The sequence below is a fragment of the Arthrobacter sp. Leaf234 genome (assembly GCF_001422665.1).
In the GTDB taxonomy this organism is placed as follows: Bacteria; Actinomycetota; Actinomycetes; order Actinomycetales; family Micrococcaceae; genus Arthrobacter_D.
In genome coordinates this window covers 728,116-743,255 of sequence record NZ_LMLU01000001.1, presented here as the reverse complement: position 1 = coordinate 743,255, position 15,140 = coordinate 728,116, and the positions used below count along the sequence as shown (strand labels likewise).

The following is a 15,140-nucleotide window of genomic DNA, read 5'->3' as shown; positions in this document are numbered from 1 at the left end:
GGGATGCGGACAACGACCGACCGCATGCTCCGTCGCGTGCAGGCCGGCCCCTTCTGGGCCCGTCACGCCGGACGTACACTGGGCGCCATGACCGAGCAGCCCCCGGCTCCTTCGGGGGCCGGCACAGACGCACCCGGAGGAGTCGACCTCTCCGTGCGGTCCCCGGCCGAACGCTCACGGACCTTCACCGGCATCCTGGTCAACACCGGCATCGCCAACATCACCACGAGCTACCTCTGGTTCGCCTTGACCTTCTGGGCCTATCTGGAGACACGCAACGTGATCGCCACCGGGGTGATCGGCGGGGCCTACATGCTCCTGGTGGCGCTCTCGAGCATCAGCTTCGGCACCTTCGTGGACCGCTACCGCAAAGTGTCCGTGATGCGCTTCGCCGGCGCCTTCACGCTCGGGATGTTCGCCCTCGCCGGGGCCATGTTCCTGGTCACGCCCGAACCGATCCTCCTCGACCTGGCACGGCCGTGGTTCTGGGTCTTCACCCTGATCGTGCTGATCGGCGCCGTCGTCGAGAACATGCGCAACATCGCGCTGTCGACAACGGTGACCATCCTCATCGAGCCGGACCGGAGGGCCAACGCGAACGGGCTCGTCGGCATGGTCCAGGGCCTGATGTTCATCATCACCTCGGTGCTGTCCGGACTGTCCGTGGGATTGCTCGGCATGGGTTGGACCATCGTCGTCGCACTCGCACTCACCGCCCTGGCCTTCGCGCACCTGCTCACCCTGCGCATGCCGGAGGAGGTGCGTGCCGCCGCCACCGACGCCCACGGCGCCTTCGACCTCCGCGGATCCTACGCGGCGGTCCTCGCCATCACGGGCCTCTTCGCCCTGATCCTGTTCTCCACGTTCAACAACTTCGTCGGGGGCGTCTACATGGCGCTGATGGATCCGTACGGGCTCGAGCTGTTCTCCGTGGAGCTCTGGGGCACGTTCTTCGCCGTTGGAGCCTCCGGGTTCATCGTGGGCGGAGCCCTGATCGCGAAGTTCGGACTGGGGCGGAACCCCCTGCGCACCATGCTCGTCGCCGTCGTCCTCATGGGCGTCATCGGCGCCCTGTTCACCATCCGTGAATGGGCCTGGCTGTATGTCCTCGGGATCTGGCTCTACCTCGTGCTGGTGCCGTTCATCGAGGCGGCCGAGCAGACGGTCATCCAGCGGGTGGTGCCCCTCGAACGGCAGGGCCGGGTCTTCGGGTTCGCCATGGCGTTCGAATCCGCAGCAGCTCCGGTCACCGCGTTCCTCATCGCCCCGCTCGCGCAGTTCTGGATCATCCCCTACGCCCGCTCGGACGGTGGTGCGGCGCAGCTCGCCCCCCTCCTGGGCAACGGGACGTCCCGCGGGATCGCCCTGGTGTTCCTCGTGGCCGGGATCGTCATCATCCTCGCGGCGCTCCTCGCCTTCCTCACACCCGTGTACCGCCGGATCTCCGCGTCCTACCGGGAGGGTGCAGCCGCCGGTGCGGACGGAACGGTGGCGGCCGACGCCGAGGGGACCCACGCCCCGTCCGGGAGCACGACACCCTGAGAGCTCCGGAGGCTGCACCAGCGGCGCGCACACCGACCCCGAACACCTGACCAGGCGGCGACCGGTCGATCCGCCCGGGGTACCCGGCACGCCGGGCTAGGCTTCCGGCATGCGCAAAGACGTGATCCCCGACCCGGACTCCAGCCGTGCCTTCTACAGATTCCTGACCTCCGTCGTGGTGCCGAGGCCCATCGCGTGGATCTCCTCGACCTCTGCGGACGGGGTGGACAACCTCGCACCCCACTCGTTCTTCACCATCGCCTCGGTCAACCCGCCGATCGTGCAGTTCACCTCCGTGGGCCGCAAGGACTCGGTCCGCAACATCGAGGCGACCGGCGAGTTCGTGGTCGCCTTCACACCGGAGGGTCTCTTCGAGGCCGTCAACGCGACCGGGACGAACTTCCCCCCGGATGTCAGCGAATTCGATGCGGCGGGGCTCACCCGTGAGCCGAGTGCGACCGTGGGCCCACCCCGCGTCCTCGAATCCCCGGTGGCCCTTGAGTGCCGGCTGCACCTGATCCAGGACATGGGTGACTGCACGCTCGTCTTCGGTGAGGTGCTGCACGCGGTCGTGTCGGAGCACATGCTCGACGGCGACCTGCCCTCGGTCCAGGCGTTGAAGCCCCTCTCCCGTCTCGGGAAGGACGAGTGGGGCACGGCCGGGACGGTCCGGGAGATCACGCGCATCCCGGTGCAGGACTGGCCCGGGCACTACGACGCCGAGAAAGCAACACCGTGACCTGCCCGTGACATACGCTCAGCCACTCCTCAGGCTCCTGACATACAGTGAGTGAATCTGCGGGTTAGCACCCCACCCCGGGCTGGGAAGCCTTCCACCGGCCCCAGGGAATCCCATTGAGCATTGCCGCCGCACCGCGCACCGTCCGTATCTCGAAGCCGAACGATGTCGTCGCCTCCTACTCGGTCCTGCTCAAGCAGGTACGGAAGGAAGGCCTGCTGAACCGCCGACGCCGCTTCTACGTCGCGGTGTTCGCCCTCCTGGCCCTGGCCATGGGCGCGGCGTGGACGGGGTTCGCGCTCCTGGGTGACACCTGGTTCCAGCTGCTCATCGCCGCGGTGCTCGGCGTCGTCCTGACGCAGATGGCCTTCCTCGCCCACGAGGCATCCCACCGCCAAATCTTCAGGACCCGCGGCGCCAACGACTGGTCGGGCCGCATCCTCGCCGCCGGCGTCGTCGGTATCAGCTACGCCTGGTGGATGGACAAGCACACCCGCCACCACAACGACCCCAACACCAAGGGCAAGGACCCCGACATCGAGGTCGACACCATCTCGTTCCTCGAGGAGGACGCCGCCAAGGCCACAGGCCTCCAGGCGTGGATCACCCGCCGGCAGGGCTACCTCTTCTTCCCGCTGCTCACCATGGAGGGCATCAACCTCCACGCCCGCTCCATCAGCACCCTCTTCGCCCGCCGCACCATCAAGGGCCGCTGGGTCGAACTCGCACTCCTCGGCGCCCGCTTCGGGGCGTACCTCGGCATCCTCTTCTGGTTCCTGCCCGTCGGAATGGCCTTCGCGTTCCTCGGCGTCCAACTGGCCGTCTTCGGCGTCTACATGGGAGCGAGCTTCGCCCCGAACCACAAAGGCATGCCCGTGGTCCCCAAGGACAGCACGCTCGACTTCTTCCAGAAGCAGGTCCTGACCTCCCGCAACATCCGCGGCGGGTCCTTCGTGAACAACGCCTACGGCGGCCTCAACTTCCAGATCGAACACCACCTCTTCCCGGACATGCCACGCCCACACCTGCGCCGAGCGGCCGTGATCGTCCGCGAACACTGCGAACGCCTCCGCGTCCCCTACACCGAAGTAGGCGTCGCGGCCTCCTACGGCGCCGTCGTCTCCTACCTCAACCGGGTAGGCCTCGCCGCCCGCGACCCCTTCGACTGCCCCATGGTCAACCGCTTCCGCCGCCCCTGACACCCCGACAGTGAGCAGCTCCGCCCTCACCCGCCCCAGCCCGGCCGGATGCACGATCGGCGCGGGAGGTGGACGGAGGCACGGGGACAGGGGCACTGTTGGAGGATGAGTGTGCTCCGGGTCGACGTCGAGACCTCCGAACGCGACGAGGCCATGGAGGCGATCGAGAACGTCTTCGGCTTCAGGACCGCGTTCACCGGTACGAGCATGACCTTCCGGCAGCACAGCCTCGTGGGATCCGGGATCGCCGTCTCGCAGCTGTACTTCGGGGGCACGATGACCGCGGAGGTCGAACCGATCGACGATGTGGTCATCGGCGAGGTGCCCACGGGGAGATACGATCTCGGGCTGGGACCGCGGAGCCCCGAGGTGACGGGACGCGGACCGTTCATCCCCCCGGTGGATGCTCACCGGCGGGACGGACTCGCTACGGTGGAGGGATGTTCTTCCTCTTCGGCCTCACCACGCGCGAGCAGCTACGGTTCACCCGATCGGCGTCCTGCCGTTACTGCGGGCAGTTCGCCCCGCAGCAGGTGGTCCAGCGGAAGACCAGGCTGTCGGTGTTCTTCGTGCCGCTCCTCACGCTGAAGCGGACGCGGCTGCAGGTGTGCACCAACTGTGGCGGCACCTCGCGGATCAGCGGGTCGGAAAAACACGCACTCGCACGCTGACGGTCAGGCGTTCCACAGGCCGTAGGAGTCCGCCAGCGAGGAGATCTTCTGGGCGCGTGCCAGCCGCGGCAGGTAGGAGCCATCGCCCACCACCGCTCCGGCCGCGTGCTCACGCAGCAGCTCGGAGGCCCAGCTGATCTCGGACTCGCTCGGGGACAGGCCCCGGTTGATGGTGTCGGTCGCATCCGTCAGGAGGCAGAGCTTGCCGGTCATCCCCATGGAAGCGGTCACCTTGCATGCCTCCAGCAGGTCGTCGCCGAGGGCACCGACGGTCGGCCCGTCGATCGGACCGGGCAGCCGCCCCACGCGGGACGCCACCACGAGCTTGGACCGTGCGTAGGCCAGCGCCATCGGGTCGTCGGACGCCCCGGTGTCGCGGCGGAAGTCGCCGACGCCGAACGCGAGGCGGAAGGTGCCGGGGGCACTCGCGATCGCCGTCGCGTTCTCGATGCCGAGCGCGGATTCGACCAGGGCCAGGACCGGGGTCCCCGCCTGCAGCCGCATGGCCGTGTGCGTGACCTGCTCGGGCTTCTCCGTCATGGCCAGCATGACGCCGCGGAGGCCCGGTGCCCTGGACAGGGCCGCGAGGTCGTCCGCCCAGTAGTCGGTCTCGATGCCGTTGACCCTCACCCAGGCGGTCATCCCGGTGGACAGGGCCTCGACCACGCGATCGCGTGCCTCGGCCTTGCCCGCGGTGGGGACGGCGTCCTCCATGTCGAACACCACGGAGTCCGCCTCCGACGTCAGCGCCGGGATGAAGTTGTCCTCGGAAGCAGCGGACGCCAGCAGCCACGATCGGGAGAGCTTGGCGGGAAGCGCGGCGGCGCGGCTGTTTCTGAGGTAGGTGGCCATGGTCAAACAGTACTGAGGAGTGCTGCGCATTATCCACCGGAGACGCACCGCGGTCCGTGAACACTACGACCAAAAGGCGCACGGGTCCGGACAGGGGGCGACCAACGGGTGCACGGGGTCGGCTATAGTGGCGACGTCGGACGCCCACCGCGCGTCGTGCCTGAAAAAGAGGCAATAAGGGCTGTCGGCCCGAGGCACATACGGATCCCACCCACCAACGTCCCGGGTGACCGTGTGCACCTCGCCACCGCCCGGACGTTCGTCTTGAGAGATGTCCGATGGCCACCGTCTCCGCCCGCATCGTGTCCGCCCTCCAGCCCGCTGCCTCCGAGGTCTTCGGTGTCATGGGCAACGGCAATGCCCACTTCCTCGACGCCGTCATGGCGGCACCCGGCGCCTTCCACTACACCGCCGTCCGGCACGAAGCGGGCGCGGTCGCCGCCGCGGACGCGTATTTCCGCGCCGCCGGCCGGTTGGCCATCGCCACCACCACCTACGGCGCCGGCTTCACGAATGCGCTGACACCCTTGGCCGAAGCGGTGCAGGCGGACATCCCCCTCGTGCTGGTGGTCGGTGATGCCCCCACCAGCGGCCGGCGTCCCTGGGACGTCGACCAGGTGCGGATCGCGGCGGGGCTCGGTGCCACGACCTTCACGGTGTCCGCGGACCACGTGCTGACGGAGACGACGGCGGCGGTCGGGCACGCGCTGCGCCACCGGACGCCCGTGGTGCTGGCCATCCCCTACGACCTCGCCGGCGTCGAGGCCGCGGACGAGGACCAGCCCGTCCCCGTCGGGCCGGAGGTGCCGCGGTTGCCCGCCGAGGGTGACCTCGAACGTGTGGCTGCGGTCCTGGCCGCAGCGGAGCGGCCGCTCGTCCTCGCCGGCCGCGGAGCCTGGATCAGTGGGGCGCAGGGCGCAGCGACGAAGCTCGCCGAGCACCTCGGGGCCCTCATGGCCACGTCCGGCCTCGGCGCCGGCTTCTTCGGCGACCATCCGGCGGCACTGGGAATCGCCGGCGGATGGGCCTCGGAACCCTCGGCGCAGCTGATCGCCGAGGCCGATGTCGTGCTCGTCCTCGGTGCACGGCTCAACCAGTTCACCACCCGCTTCGGGCACGCGTTCGGCGGCTCCGCCCGCGTGATCCAGGTGGACGTCGCCGACGCCCCCACCTCGGCCGTCGTCACGGACCATCTGCGCGGCGATGCCCGCGCGATCGCGGAGGCGCTGACGGACGTGCTGATCGGGACGCCTGCGGCGGGACACGCCGCTGCGCGCTGGAGCGACGTCGCCGCAGCCCGCGCCCTGCTGGCCCACGACGCCCGCGAGGACGGTGACGCCCTCGCCGCCGACGGGCGGCTCGATCCGCGCAGCCTGTGCCGCGCGCTCGACGGAATGCTGCCGGCGGACCGCACGATCGTCCAGGACGGCGGCCACTTCATCGGCTGGGCGCCCGGCTACCTGCGCGTCCCGGCGCCCGACCGGCTGATCATGGTCGGGACGGCCTACCAGACCATCGGTCTCGGCTTCCCGAGCGCCGTCGGTGCCGCGCGTGCCCTGCCTGCGTCCACCCTCGTGCTCTGCACGGGTGACGGCGGCGGCCTGATGGCCCTCGCCGACCTCGACTCGTTCATCCGGACCGCCCGGCGCGCGGTGATCGTCGTGTTCAACGACGCCGCCTACGGCGCGGAGATCCACCAGTACGCAGTGCGCGGCATCCACTCCGGCCCCATGATGATCGACGAGGTGGACTTCGCCGCCCTGGCCACCGCCCTCGGCGCCACGGGCCGGACGATCAGGACCCTCCAGGATCTCGACGGCGTGGCGGGCTGGCTCGGCTCCGACGACGACGGCGTGCTGCTGCTCGACTGCAAGATCTCCCAGCAGGTCGTGGCTCCGTACATGCAGGAGATCGTCGCCGTCGCGACCGGCGCGAAGTAGCGCTGAGCGGGCCTCCTGTTCCGGCTGGGGGTGGCTGGATCCGTCGACGCCTGCGCGGCAGGTCGATCATGCGGGCTCGATCGACAGCCCGGTGAGGGCGCCGTCCTGCTCGGTGAAGGTGAAGGCGAACCTGAGGGGGCCGCCGGGGAACTCACCGTCGACCGACGCAACGAGGCGCGTCCCCTGCCAGGAGATCGGGGTGATGACGATCTTCGGATCGACCTGGTGCACCCTGATCCACTCGCGCAGTGCGGGTTCGGTGTCGTAGGTGGTCCCGTCGTCCGTGACGGTCGCGCCGGCGGCGAAGACGGCGAAGAGCGCGTCGGCATCGTGGGCGTTCGTCGCAGCGACGAAGTCGCCGACGGTGGTGGGCAGGGTGATCTCAGCCATGGTGATGCTCTCTTCTCGTGGGGCGGGCGCGAGACGCGCCCGCGGGGTTCGGACCGACGGTTCATGCCGTCGGGAGGTGGCGACCGGGATCGGGCCCGGACAGCCTGCGCTGCTCGCTTGCCAACCTCAGCGCGCTGATCCTCCTGTGGGACTCCCCGGCCGTGCAGGGCCAGATCCTCGCGAAGAGCGGCGAGTCCCTGGATCAACCCTCCCATCAGACCCTTCGACTCCTGTTGGCATGGGGCTCCCTGCGTCCCACGGCCCTCGCGGACGAACTCGGCGTCGGGGCGTCGTACGTGAGCAAGATCGTCGGTCGCCTCGAGGCCGACGGCCTGGTCCAGCGGTCGACGGACCTGGATGATCGCCGAGCCACCCTGATCACCCTGACGCCGGCAGGCGTGAAGGCCGCCCGCGGCGTCTACGCCCTCGGCGACAGGATGATCGGTGAAGTGCTCGAGGACTGGTCTGCTTCCGACATCGACCGCTACACCGCCCTGACCGAGCGCTTCGTCGATGACGCGATCCGGTCGATCGCGCGGATGCGCGAACGGGGCCTTCGACCTCCGCAGTAGCGGAGGGTGACGGCCAGGGCCACGATGCGGTGCCGGTGCGGCACGCGATGCCGGCCGGGCCACCCACCCCTGTCGACACACCTCCACCGCGCTCCTACGCTGGTGCGATGGCTGACGTGAAGCAGGTACAGGTGACCTTCGACTGCGCCGATCCGCGCGCCGTCTCGGCGTTCTGGAAGGCCGCCCTCGGGTATGTGGACCCGCCCGTGCCGCCGGGCTTCGTTTCCTGGGAGGCCTTCGATGCCTCCCTGCCCGAGGATCGACGGGGCTCGATGTCGGCCTGCCAGGACCCGGACGGGATCGGACCCCGCCTCTTCTTCCAGCGGGTACCCGAGCCGAAGTCGGTGAAGAACCGGATGCATCTGGACGTGCGCGTCGGGACAGGGCTGCGCGGCGACGAACGTGTCGCCGCACTGGAGGCCGAGGCAGCCCGGCTGGTTCCGCTGGGCGCGCGCCGGCTGCACCTCCTGCCGGCGGACGACGAGGACGAGGCGTGCCTCGTCATGCAGGACGTGGAGGGCAACGAGTTCTGCCTCGACTGAGGCCCCTCGACGCCCGACGGCAGGACTCCCACCCGGCCCTCGGAGGGAGCGGGCGGACGAGTGGGGGCACCAGGGCCAGGGTGGTCACCGCTCCGGCCAGGACCACGTCAGGGCGGGGTCCGGGCTCCGGCGGTCATCGACCCGGGACGCGGTTCCGGTGCCGACGCACTGCTGCCCGGTTGGCGCACCGGACGGAGCAGTACCGTTGCCGGCCGTTCCGCGTCGTGTCGACGACGACGCGCGAGCACGGGTCCCCCGCGCAGCGACCCAGCCGGTGCATGCCCCGGGTGACGAGGTGCAGCGATGTACCGACCCCGATCACGGCCCGCAGCACGCTCGGCAGGGCCTGGCCCTCGTCCCGGTAGTGCAGGTGCCAGCCCTCGCCGTCGTGGTCGGTCAGGCGCGGATATGCGGCCACTGCGGCCATCACGTGGTTCAGCAGCGCAGCCCGGGTATCGTCCGAATCGGCATCGACGACGGCCAGCCACTCGTCGATCACGCCGCGCACCGACGGGTGGTCGTCGCGTGCGGAGGGGAAGGCCATGGTCATGCCGAACTCGCGCGTCCTGGAGATGATGCCCGCCCGATCCGACGGCCAGTCGTCCGCGAGTGATGCCGCGAGGAGGACCGCGTATTCACCGTAAGGGTTGAGATGCATAAGGGCATTACACCACCCTGAGGACATGAGACCCACCCCGCGCCAGGACACCACCCGCCCCGACCCGGTGCACCTGCACCACGAGCACGCCTGGGCGACCGAGTCGGTGCACCCGACGTCGGAGGGACGGGTGCACTATGTGCGCTGCGGCACCTGCGACGTCCGGCGGGTCGACCTGCAGCCGACCGGCACCCTTCCGCCGATCGCCCTGAGCTGCCCGATCGGCAGCTCGAGGTGAGGCCCGCCGGACCGCCAGTCAGCCTCGCGGACGCAGGTCGTAGATGCGCCGAAGTTTGCCGCTCGAGCGGACCAGCGAGCCCTGCTCGACGATCCGGACCGAACACGTGGAACCGATGTGGGTCTTGATGCGGTGCTGCAGTTCCTGTGCGGCGGCGGCGCCGTCGCTCGCCGAGACGCCCTCGCGCACCTCGATGTTGATGGTGAGCTGGTCCATCCGCTGGCCCTCGGGCCGGGTGAGTTCCAGCTGGAAGTGCGGGCTGAGCGCCGGGATGGCAAGGGCGAGTTCCTCGACCTGCGTGGGGAACAGATTGACCCCGCGCACGATCACCATGTCGTCGCTCCGGCCCGTGATGCGCTCCATCCGCCGCATCCCCGGGCGGGCCGTACCCGGCAGCAGCCGCGTGAGGTCGTGCGTCCGGTAGCGGATGATCGGCAGGGCCTCCTTGGTGAGCGAGGTGAACACGAGCTCGCCGGACGAGCCGTCGTCGAGCACCTTCTCCGTGAAGGGATCGATGATCTCCGGCCGGAAGTGGTCCTCCCAGACGTGCGAGCCGTCCTTGGACTCCACGCACTCCCCCGCCACCCCCGGGCCCATGACCTCGGACAACCCGTAGATGTCGCACGCGTCGAAGCCCATGCGGCCCTCGAGTTCCTGGCGCATGCCCTCGGTCCAGGGTTCCGCCCCGAGCACGGCGGTCTTCAGGGAGGTCGACCGCGGATCCGTCCCGGCCGCCGCCATGGCGTCGAGGATGGTCAGCAGATAGGTGGGAGTCGCCAGGATGGCGTCCGGCTCGAAGTCCCTGATGAGCTGCACCTGGCGTTCGGTCTGCCCGCCGGAGATCGGGATGACCGTGCAGCCGAGGCGCTCGGCACCCGCGTGGGCGCCGAGCCCCCCGGTGAACAGTCCGTAGCCGTACGCGTTGTGCACCTTCCAGCCGGCCTTCACGCCCGAGGCCCGGAGCGACCGCGCCACCAGGGATGCCCACCGGTCCAGGTCACCGGCGGTGTAGCCGACGACGGTGGGCTGCCCCGTCGTGCCCGATGACGCATGCACCCGCGCCACCTGTGCCTGCGGAACGGCGAACATGCCGAACGGATAGACGCTCCGGAGGTCCTCCTTCGTGGTGAAGGGGAACAGGGCCAGATCGGCGAGGGACCGCAGGTCGTCGGGATGCACTCCGGCGTCGTCGAACTTGCGCCGGTAGAGCGGGACGTTCTCGTAGGCGTGACGCAGGGTCCACTGCAGCCGCTCGAGCTGCACCGACTCCACCTGGTCGCGCGTCCATGTCTCCTCGACGTCGAGCGTCGAGGGGTCGGCCGCCGAGGCCTGCAGGGTGGTGGTGTGCATGGTGCTCCTCAGCAGTGTGGTGGTGGTGGACGCGGGCGCCGGCCTGTCGGGGACGGCCGGCTAGCCGCGGTCGGCGGCGCGGTCGGCGATCTGTTCCTCGCCGGCCTCGAGCGGGGCGCCCTTCGTCTCCTTCACGAGCGTCACGCCGACGAAGGAGATGATGCAGAGCGCCATGATGTACAGGCTGATGGAACCCGACCACTGGGTCTCCCGCAGGAGCGCTTCCGCGATCAGCGGCGCGAACGCCCCACCGAGGATCGCCCCGAGGGCGTAGCCGATCCCGATGCCCGAGTACCGGACGTTGGCGGGGAACATCTCGGCGTACATCGCGGACATGGGCCCGTAGGACAGGCCGAGGCCGATGGTGAGGACGAAGATGCCGATCCCGTAGGCCCAGATGTTGCGGGTGTCGATGAGCAGGAACAGCGGGATCATCCAGACGAAGATGAGCCCGTAGCCGATCTGGAAGGTGCGGACGCGTCCGATGCGGTCGGACAGGATGCCGCCGTACAGGGTGAAGATGAGCCAGCCGAAGGCTGCCAGGAGCGTCGCGAGGAGGACCGGCGCGGCGGGCATCCCGAGGACGCGCTGGGCGTAGGAGGACAGGAACGCGATGACGAGGTAGCCGGCGGCGTTGTTGCCGATGAAGATCACCGCGGCGAGGACGACCTGCTTCTTGTTGGTCTGCAGCAGATTCCGCAGGGGTGTCGCCGTCTCGCGCTTGCGTTCGATCATGCGCTTGAAGACGGGGCTCTCGGCGACGGCGGACCGGATGAAGTACCCCACCACGATCAGGACAACGGACAGCAGGAACGGGATGCGCCAGCCCCACGCGAGGAAGTCCTCGGGGGACAGGGAGGTACGGAGCATGAACAGCACGAAGGTCGCCAGGATCATCCCGACGGGAACGCCGATCTGCGGGTACGCGCCCCAGAAGCCACGCTTGTGCACGGGTGCGTGCTCCACCGCCATGAGGGCCGCGCCACCCCATTCGCCACCGGCCGAGAAGCCCTGCAGGATGCGCAGGAGCATCAGCAGGATCGGAGCCCAGATGCCGATCTGCGCGTACGTGGGCAGCAACCCGATGAGGGCGGTGGCACCGCCCATCATGACGAGGGTGAACACCAGCATCGCCTTGCGGCCGATCTTGTCCCCGAGCCGACCGGCGACGACAGCACCGAGCGGACGGAAGAAGAAGCTGATGCCGATGGTGGCCCAGGCGACGAGCTGCGCGAGTCCGGGGCTCTCGCCTTCGAGCGGGCCGAAGTAGAGGGTCGCGAAGACGATGCCCGCGGCCTGCGCGAAGATGAAGAAGTCGTACCACTCGATCGTGGTGCCGACCATCGTGCCGGCGAGGACCCTGCGGTCCTGCGAGCTCATGCGGGCGTCGGTGCCCGACTGCGGCCGCTCTGGTGCCAGTGCCATGAAAAACTCCTTCGTCTTCCGGTGTGTGGTGCGGGTGTTCGTGCGGCGCCGGCCCGGGAGCGGGAGCTCGGCCGGTGGTCGGTGCCCCACACATTACCGAACGATCGTTCATTCGGTAATGCTGGGTTCTGAGTGACGTGACTGTGACGCGCGTTACGCGGATGCGGTGGGACCCCGGATCAGAGGAGCGCCCCGACGGCACGGGCAGCCTGTGCCACCCGCGCTCCGAGATCCTCGACGGACGAGTCGCTACGGACGTAGACGACGGCGATCGCGGCGGGCAACTGCCCCCGGACCAGGATGGGGGCAGCGATGGAACTGACCCCGGGGATGACTTCGTCATGGCTCACCGCGAACCCCGTGACCGCCGCCGCGCGCGACTCCTCGCGGTACGGCTGACCGGGGGCGAGGTGGTCCCACTCCGCCTCGGTCAGGGCCGACTGGATGGCGATGCCCGGCGCACCGGCGTCGAACCGATGGCGCGAGCCGGGCCGCTGCACGATCGTCCCCTCCCCGTGGGGCGGTTCGACGGCGACCAGCGTGACGCAGTGGCTGCGGTCCCACACGGCGACGAACGCCGTCATCCGCAGGTCCGCCGCCAGGGTGGTGAGCTCCGGCAGCGCGGCCGTCTGCAGCCGCGGCGCCACCCCCCGGGCGAGGTTCGCGAGACCGGGACCGGCCAGGAACCGCCCGCCCGCGTCCCGGATGACGAGGGAATGCTCCTCCAGCGTGCGGAGGATCCGGTAGGCGATGGAACGGTGCACCCCCAGCTCCGCGGAGACCTGTGCGGTGGTCCTGCCGTCCGGCGCGTCGGCCAGGATCTCCAGCGCGCGGATGCCGCGGGAGAGGGTCTGCGAGGCGGGGGCGGAGGTGGCCGCCCGCGCGGTGTCCGCGGTGCTCATGTCAGGCGAACGCCCGGCCGCGCTGCACCCTCGGGGCGGCCGCCAGCAGCGGGGCGAAGAACGCGGCGAGCCCGCCGGTATCGGCCAGGGGCAGGACGTTCGCCACGTACTGGTCCGGGCGGACGACCACGACGACGCCGCCCCGGTGCAGCCCGCGCTCCTCGAAGATGTCGGCACCGGGGTCGGTGGCGTACACCTTCTCGTAGTCGGTCAGGCCGAACGGCCCGACGGAGGGCTTGAACATCACCGGGACCCGGCCGATGTCCACCTGCGTGTGGGCCTGCTGGTAGACGACCTTCACATCGAACCAGGCATCACCGTCGAGGCCTTCGGGTGTTGCGGCGAGCGGGGAATCTGCCGCGGAACCGAGCCAGTCCGCGAGGGCGGACACGCCTGACGCGGCACCGGCCTCGGCAGGGTCGGCGAAGACGTAGATGCGCCACCGGCCGTCCGCCGTGGCGTGATGGCCGAGGTGGGTCGGGACGCCGTCGCAGACGCGGACCACCGGGGCGGACTTGAAGCGCTTGCCGATCGGGAAGCCCTCGGCGAGGCCCTGGTGCTGGTCCCCGGCGACGAGCAGGGACGGCTGGTACTGCGTCATGAAGCCCGCCGGGAACTCGGCGGTGCGGACGTAGAAGTCCTCCAGTTCCGATGGGCTCGCGAAGTCCTCGGGCCGCTTCGCCATGAGGGTGGACCATTGCTTGTCGAAGTCGATGAGGTTCTGCGCGACGACCTGGCGCTCGGCGGAGTAGGTCGCGAGCAGCTCCTCGGGACTCCGGCCCTCCAGCACGTGGCCCAGCTTCCAGCCGATGTTGAACCCGTCCTGCATCGAGACGTTCATGCCCTGGCCGGCCTTGGCGCTGTGGGTGTGGCAGGCATCTCCGGTGATGAAGACCCGCGGAGTGCGCCTCCCGCGGTCCTCCGGGAGGACATCGTCGAACCTGTCGGTGAGGCGATGACCCACTTCGTAGACGCTGTGCCAGGGCACGTCCCGGACATCGAGCGTGTAGGGGCTCAGGATGGCATTGGCCTTGCCGATGATCTGGTCGATCGTCGTGCGACGGACGGCGCCGTCGTCCTCCGGTCCGGTCTCGCCGAGATCCACGTACATCCGGAAGAGGTGGCCTCCCTCGCGCGGGATCAGCAGGATGCTGCCACCCTCGCCGGACTGGATGGCGCACTTGCGGCGGATGTCGGGGAAGTCGGTGACGGCGACGGCGTCCATGACACCCCACGCATGGTTCGCCCTGTCCCCGGCGAGGGTGCAGCCGATCGCTGCGCGGACCCTGCTGCGGGCGCCGTCGGACCCCACCACGTACTTGGCCCGTACCCTGCGGGTGGAGCCCTCGCCCGCACCGGCCGTTCGGAGGAGGGTGACCTCCACCGGGTACTCCCGATCGTCGTCGACGTCGAGGCCCACGAACTCGAAACCGTAGTCCGGCTCCAGGCGGGTGGGCGCGTTCCTCATGAACTCGGCGAAGTAGTCGAGCACACGCGCCTGGTTCACGATCAGATGGGGGAATTCGCTGATACCGGCCGGATCGTCCTCGGGACGGGCCGTGCGGATGATGCGCGTGGAGTCCTCGGGGTCGGGCTTCCAGAAGGCCATCTCCACGATCCGGTAGGCCTCGTCCGTGATGCGCTGCGCGAACCCGAACGCCTGGAAGGTCTCCACGCTACGGGCCTGGATGCCGTCCGCCTGGCCGATGGCGAGCCGAGCCGGACGGCGCTCGACGATGCGCGTGGTGATCCCGGGGAACTGGGAGAGCTGCGCCGCCGTGATCATGCCCGCGGGACCGGTTCCGATGATGAGGACGTCGACCTCGTCCGGCAGATCCTCGGGACGATCGATGCCGGCACCTGCCGCAGGGTGCACGCGGGGATCGCCGGAGACGTACCCGTGATGATGGAATTGCAAGGGTTCCTCACTTCATCGTGACGACTCTGTTCGATAATCGAACGGCATGTTCTTCTTTCGTCCAGCGATGGTAGCCCTGTGTGACAGCGCGCACAATCACCCCCGTGATCGTGGCGTCGATTCCGCGACGCGGAGTTCCAGGACCTGCTGGTCGCGACCCTGGCGGACGTCAAGGGCATGTCGACGACCTGAGCGCCGGCCC

The 15,140-nt window shown here is 69.6% G+C and carries 16 protein-coding genes; 8 read left to right on the top strand and 8 right to left on the bottom strand.

Annotation, left to right across the window (positions count from 1 at the left end):
- Positions 1-87 precede the first annotated feature (87 nt).
- From ASF21_RS03435 to ASF21_RS03425, 3 genes are all read left to right on the top strand, one after another.
- Positions 88-1,542, top strand: a complete 1,455-nt coding sequence (locus tag ASF21_RS03435) for an MFS transporter (RefSeq protein ID WP_055769048.1) — start codon at positions 88-90, stop codon at positions 1,540-1,542.
- Between the two features lie 109 nt (positions 1,543-1,651).
- Positions 1,652-2,281, top strand: coding sequence for a flavin reductase family protein (locus ASF21_RS03430; protein ID WP_055766801.1), 630 nt, complete (start codon positions 1,652-1,654; stop codon positions 2,279-2,281).
- Positions 2,282-2,397: 116 nt separating this feature from the next.
- Positions 2,398-3,480, top strand: coding sequence for a fatty acid desaturase family protein (locus ASF21_RS03425; RefSeq protein ID WP_055766797.1), 1,083 nt, complete (start codon positions 2,398-2,400; stop codon positions 3,478-3,480).
- A 26-nt stretch (positions 3,481-3,506) separates the two neighbouring features.
- Here ASF21_RS03425 and ASF21_RS03420 read toward each other — a convergent pair whose 3' ends face one another.
- Positions 3,507-3,809 (bottom strand): hypothetical protein, encoded by a 303-nt coding sequence (locus ASF21_RS03420; protein ID WP_157365716.1) that lies wholly within the window; start codon positions 3,807-3,809, stop codon positions 3,507-3,509.
- A 111-nt stretch (positions 3,810-3,920) separates the two neighbouring features.
- Here ASF21_RS03420 and ASF21_RS03415 point away from each other — a divergent pair, with 111 nt between their 5' ends.
- Positions 3,921-4,151, top strand: coding sequence for a zinc-ribbon domain-containing protein (locus tag ASF21_RS03415; RefSeq protein ID WP_055766792.1), 231 nt, complete (start codon positions 3,921-3,923; stop codon positions 4,149-4,151).
- Positions 4,152-4,154: 3 nt separating this feature from the next.
- Here ASF21_RS03415 and ASF21_RS03410 read toward each other — a convergent pair whose 3' ends face one another.
- Positions 4,155-5,003 (bottom strand): HpcH/HpaI aldolase/citrate lyase family protein, encoded by an 849-nt coding sequence (locus ASF21_RS03410; protein WP_055766789.1) that lies wholly within the window; start codon positions 5,001-5,003, stop codon positions 4,155-4,157.
- A 278-nt stretch (positions 5,004-5,281) separates the two neighbouring features.
- Between ASF21_RS03410 and ASF21_RS03405 the strand changes: the two genes are divergently transcribed.
- A complete protein-coding gene (locus ASF21_RS03405) occupies positions 5,282-6,943 on the top strand; it encodes a thiamine pyrophosphate-binding protein (protein ID WP_055766786.1) in 1,662 nt (553 codons plus the stop codon).
- 66 nt (positions 6,944-7,009) lie between these two features.
- Here the strand turns inward: ASF21_RS03405 and ASF21_RS03400 are convergent, their stop codons facing one another.
- Positions 7,010-7,333, bottom strand: coding sequence for a nuclear transport factor 2 family protein (locus ASF21_RS03400; RefSeq protein ID WP_055766783.1), 324 nt, complete (start codon positions 7,331-7,333; stop codon positions 7,010-7,012).
- A 161-nt stretch (positions 7,334-7,494) separates the two neighbouring features.
- Here ASF21_RS03400 and ASF21_RS03395 point away from each other — a divergent pair, with 161 nt between their 5' ends.
- The gene (locus ASF21_RS03395) at positions 7,495-7,905 is read left to right on the top strand and encodes a MarR family winged helix-turn-helix transcriptional regulator (protein WP_162237505.1); all 411 of its coding nucleotides are present in this window, start codon (positions 7,495-7,497) and stop codon (positions 7,903-7,905) included.
- 107 nt (positions 7,906-8,012) lie between these two features.
- Entirely contained in the window at positions 8,013-8,447 is a 435-nt protein-coding gene (locus tag ASF21_RS03390) for a VOC family protein (protein ID WP_055766777.1), read from the top strand.
- A 133-nt stretch (positions 8,448-8,580) separates the two neighbouring features.
- On the opposite strand, the gene ASF21_RS03385 is transcribed toward ASF21_RS03390, so the two are convergent.
- The gene (locus tag ASF21_RS03385) at positions 8,581-9,105 is read right to left on the bottom strand and encodes a CGNR zinc finger domain-containing protein (protein ID WP_055766772.1); all 525 of its coding nucleotides are present in this window, start codon (positions 9,103-9,105) and stop codon (positions 8,581-8,583) included.
- A 25-nt stretch (positions 9,106-9,130) separates the two neighbouring features.
- On the opposite strand from ASF21_RS03385, the gene ASF21_RS03380 reads away from it, so the two are divergent.
- Complete coding sequence (locus ASF21_RS03380) at positions 9,131-9,343, top strand: hypothetical protein (protein ID WP_055766770.1); 213 nt, start codon at positions 9,131-9,133, stop codon at positions 9,341-9,343.
- A gap of 18 nt (positions 9,344-9,361) precedes the next feature.
- Here ASF21_RS03380 and paaK read toward each other — a convergent pair whose 3' ends face one another.
- The 4 genes from paaK to ASF21_RS03360 form a co-directional block, all read right to left on the bottom strand.
- The gene (gene paaK, locus ASF21_RS03375) at positions 9,362-10,693 is read right to left on the bottom strand and encodes a phenylacetate--CoA ligase PaaK (protein WP_157365715.1); all 1,332 of its coding nucleotides are present in this window, start codon (positions 10,691-10,693) and stop codon (positions 9,362-9,364) included.
- Positions 10,694-10,753: 60 nt separating this feature from the next.
- Positions 10,754-12,118 carry an MFS transporter gene (locus tag ASF21_RS03370; protein ID WP_082471199.1) on the bottom strand — a complete coding sequence of 455 codons (1,365 nt, stop codon included), beginning with the start codon at positions 12,116-12,118 and terminating at the stop codon, positions 10,754-10,756.
- A gap of 179 nt (positions 12,119-12,297) precedes the next feature.
- On the bottom strand, positions 12,298-13,020 hold the full coding sequence (locus ASF21_RS03365; RefSeq protein WP_055766764.1) for an IclR family transcriptional regulator: 723 nt from the start codon (positions 13,018-13,020) through the stop codon (positions 12,298-12,300).
- Position 13,021: 1 nt separating this feature from the next.
- On the bottom strand, positions 13,022-14,938 hold the full coding sequence (locus ASF21_RS03360) for an FAD-binding monooxygenase (protein WP_055766761.1): 1,917 nt from the start codon (positions 14,936-14,938) through the stop codon (positions 13,022-13,024).
- Positions 14,939-15,140 lie beyond the last annotated feature (202 nt).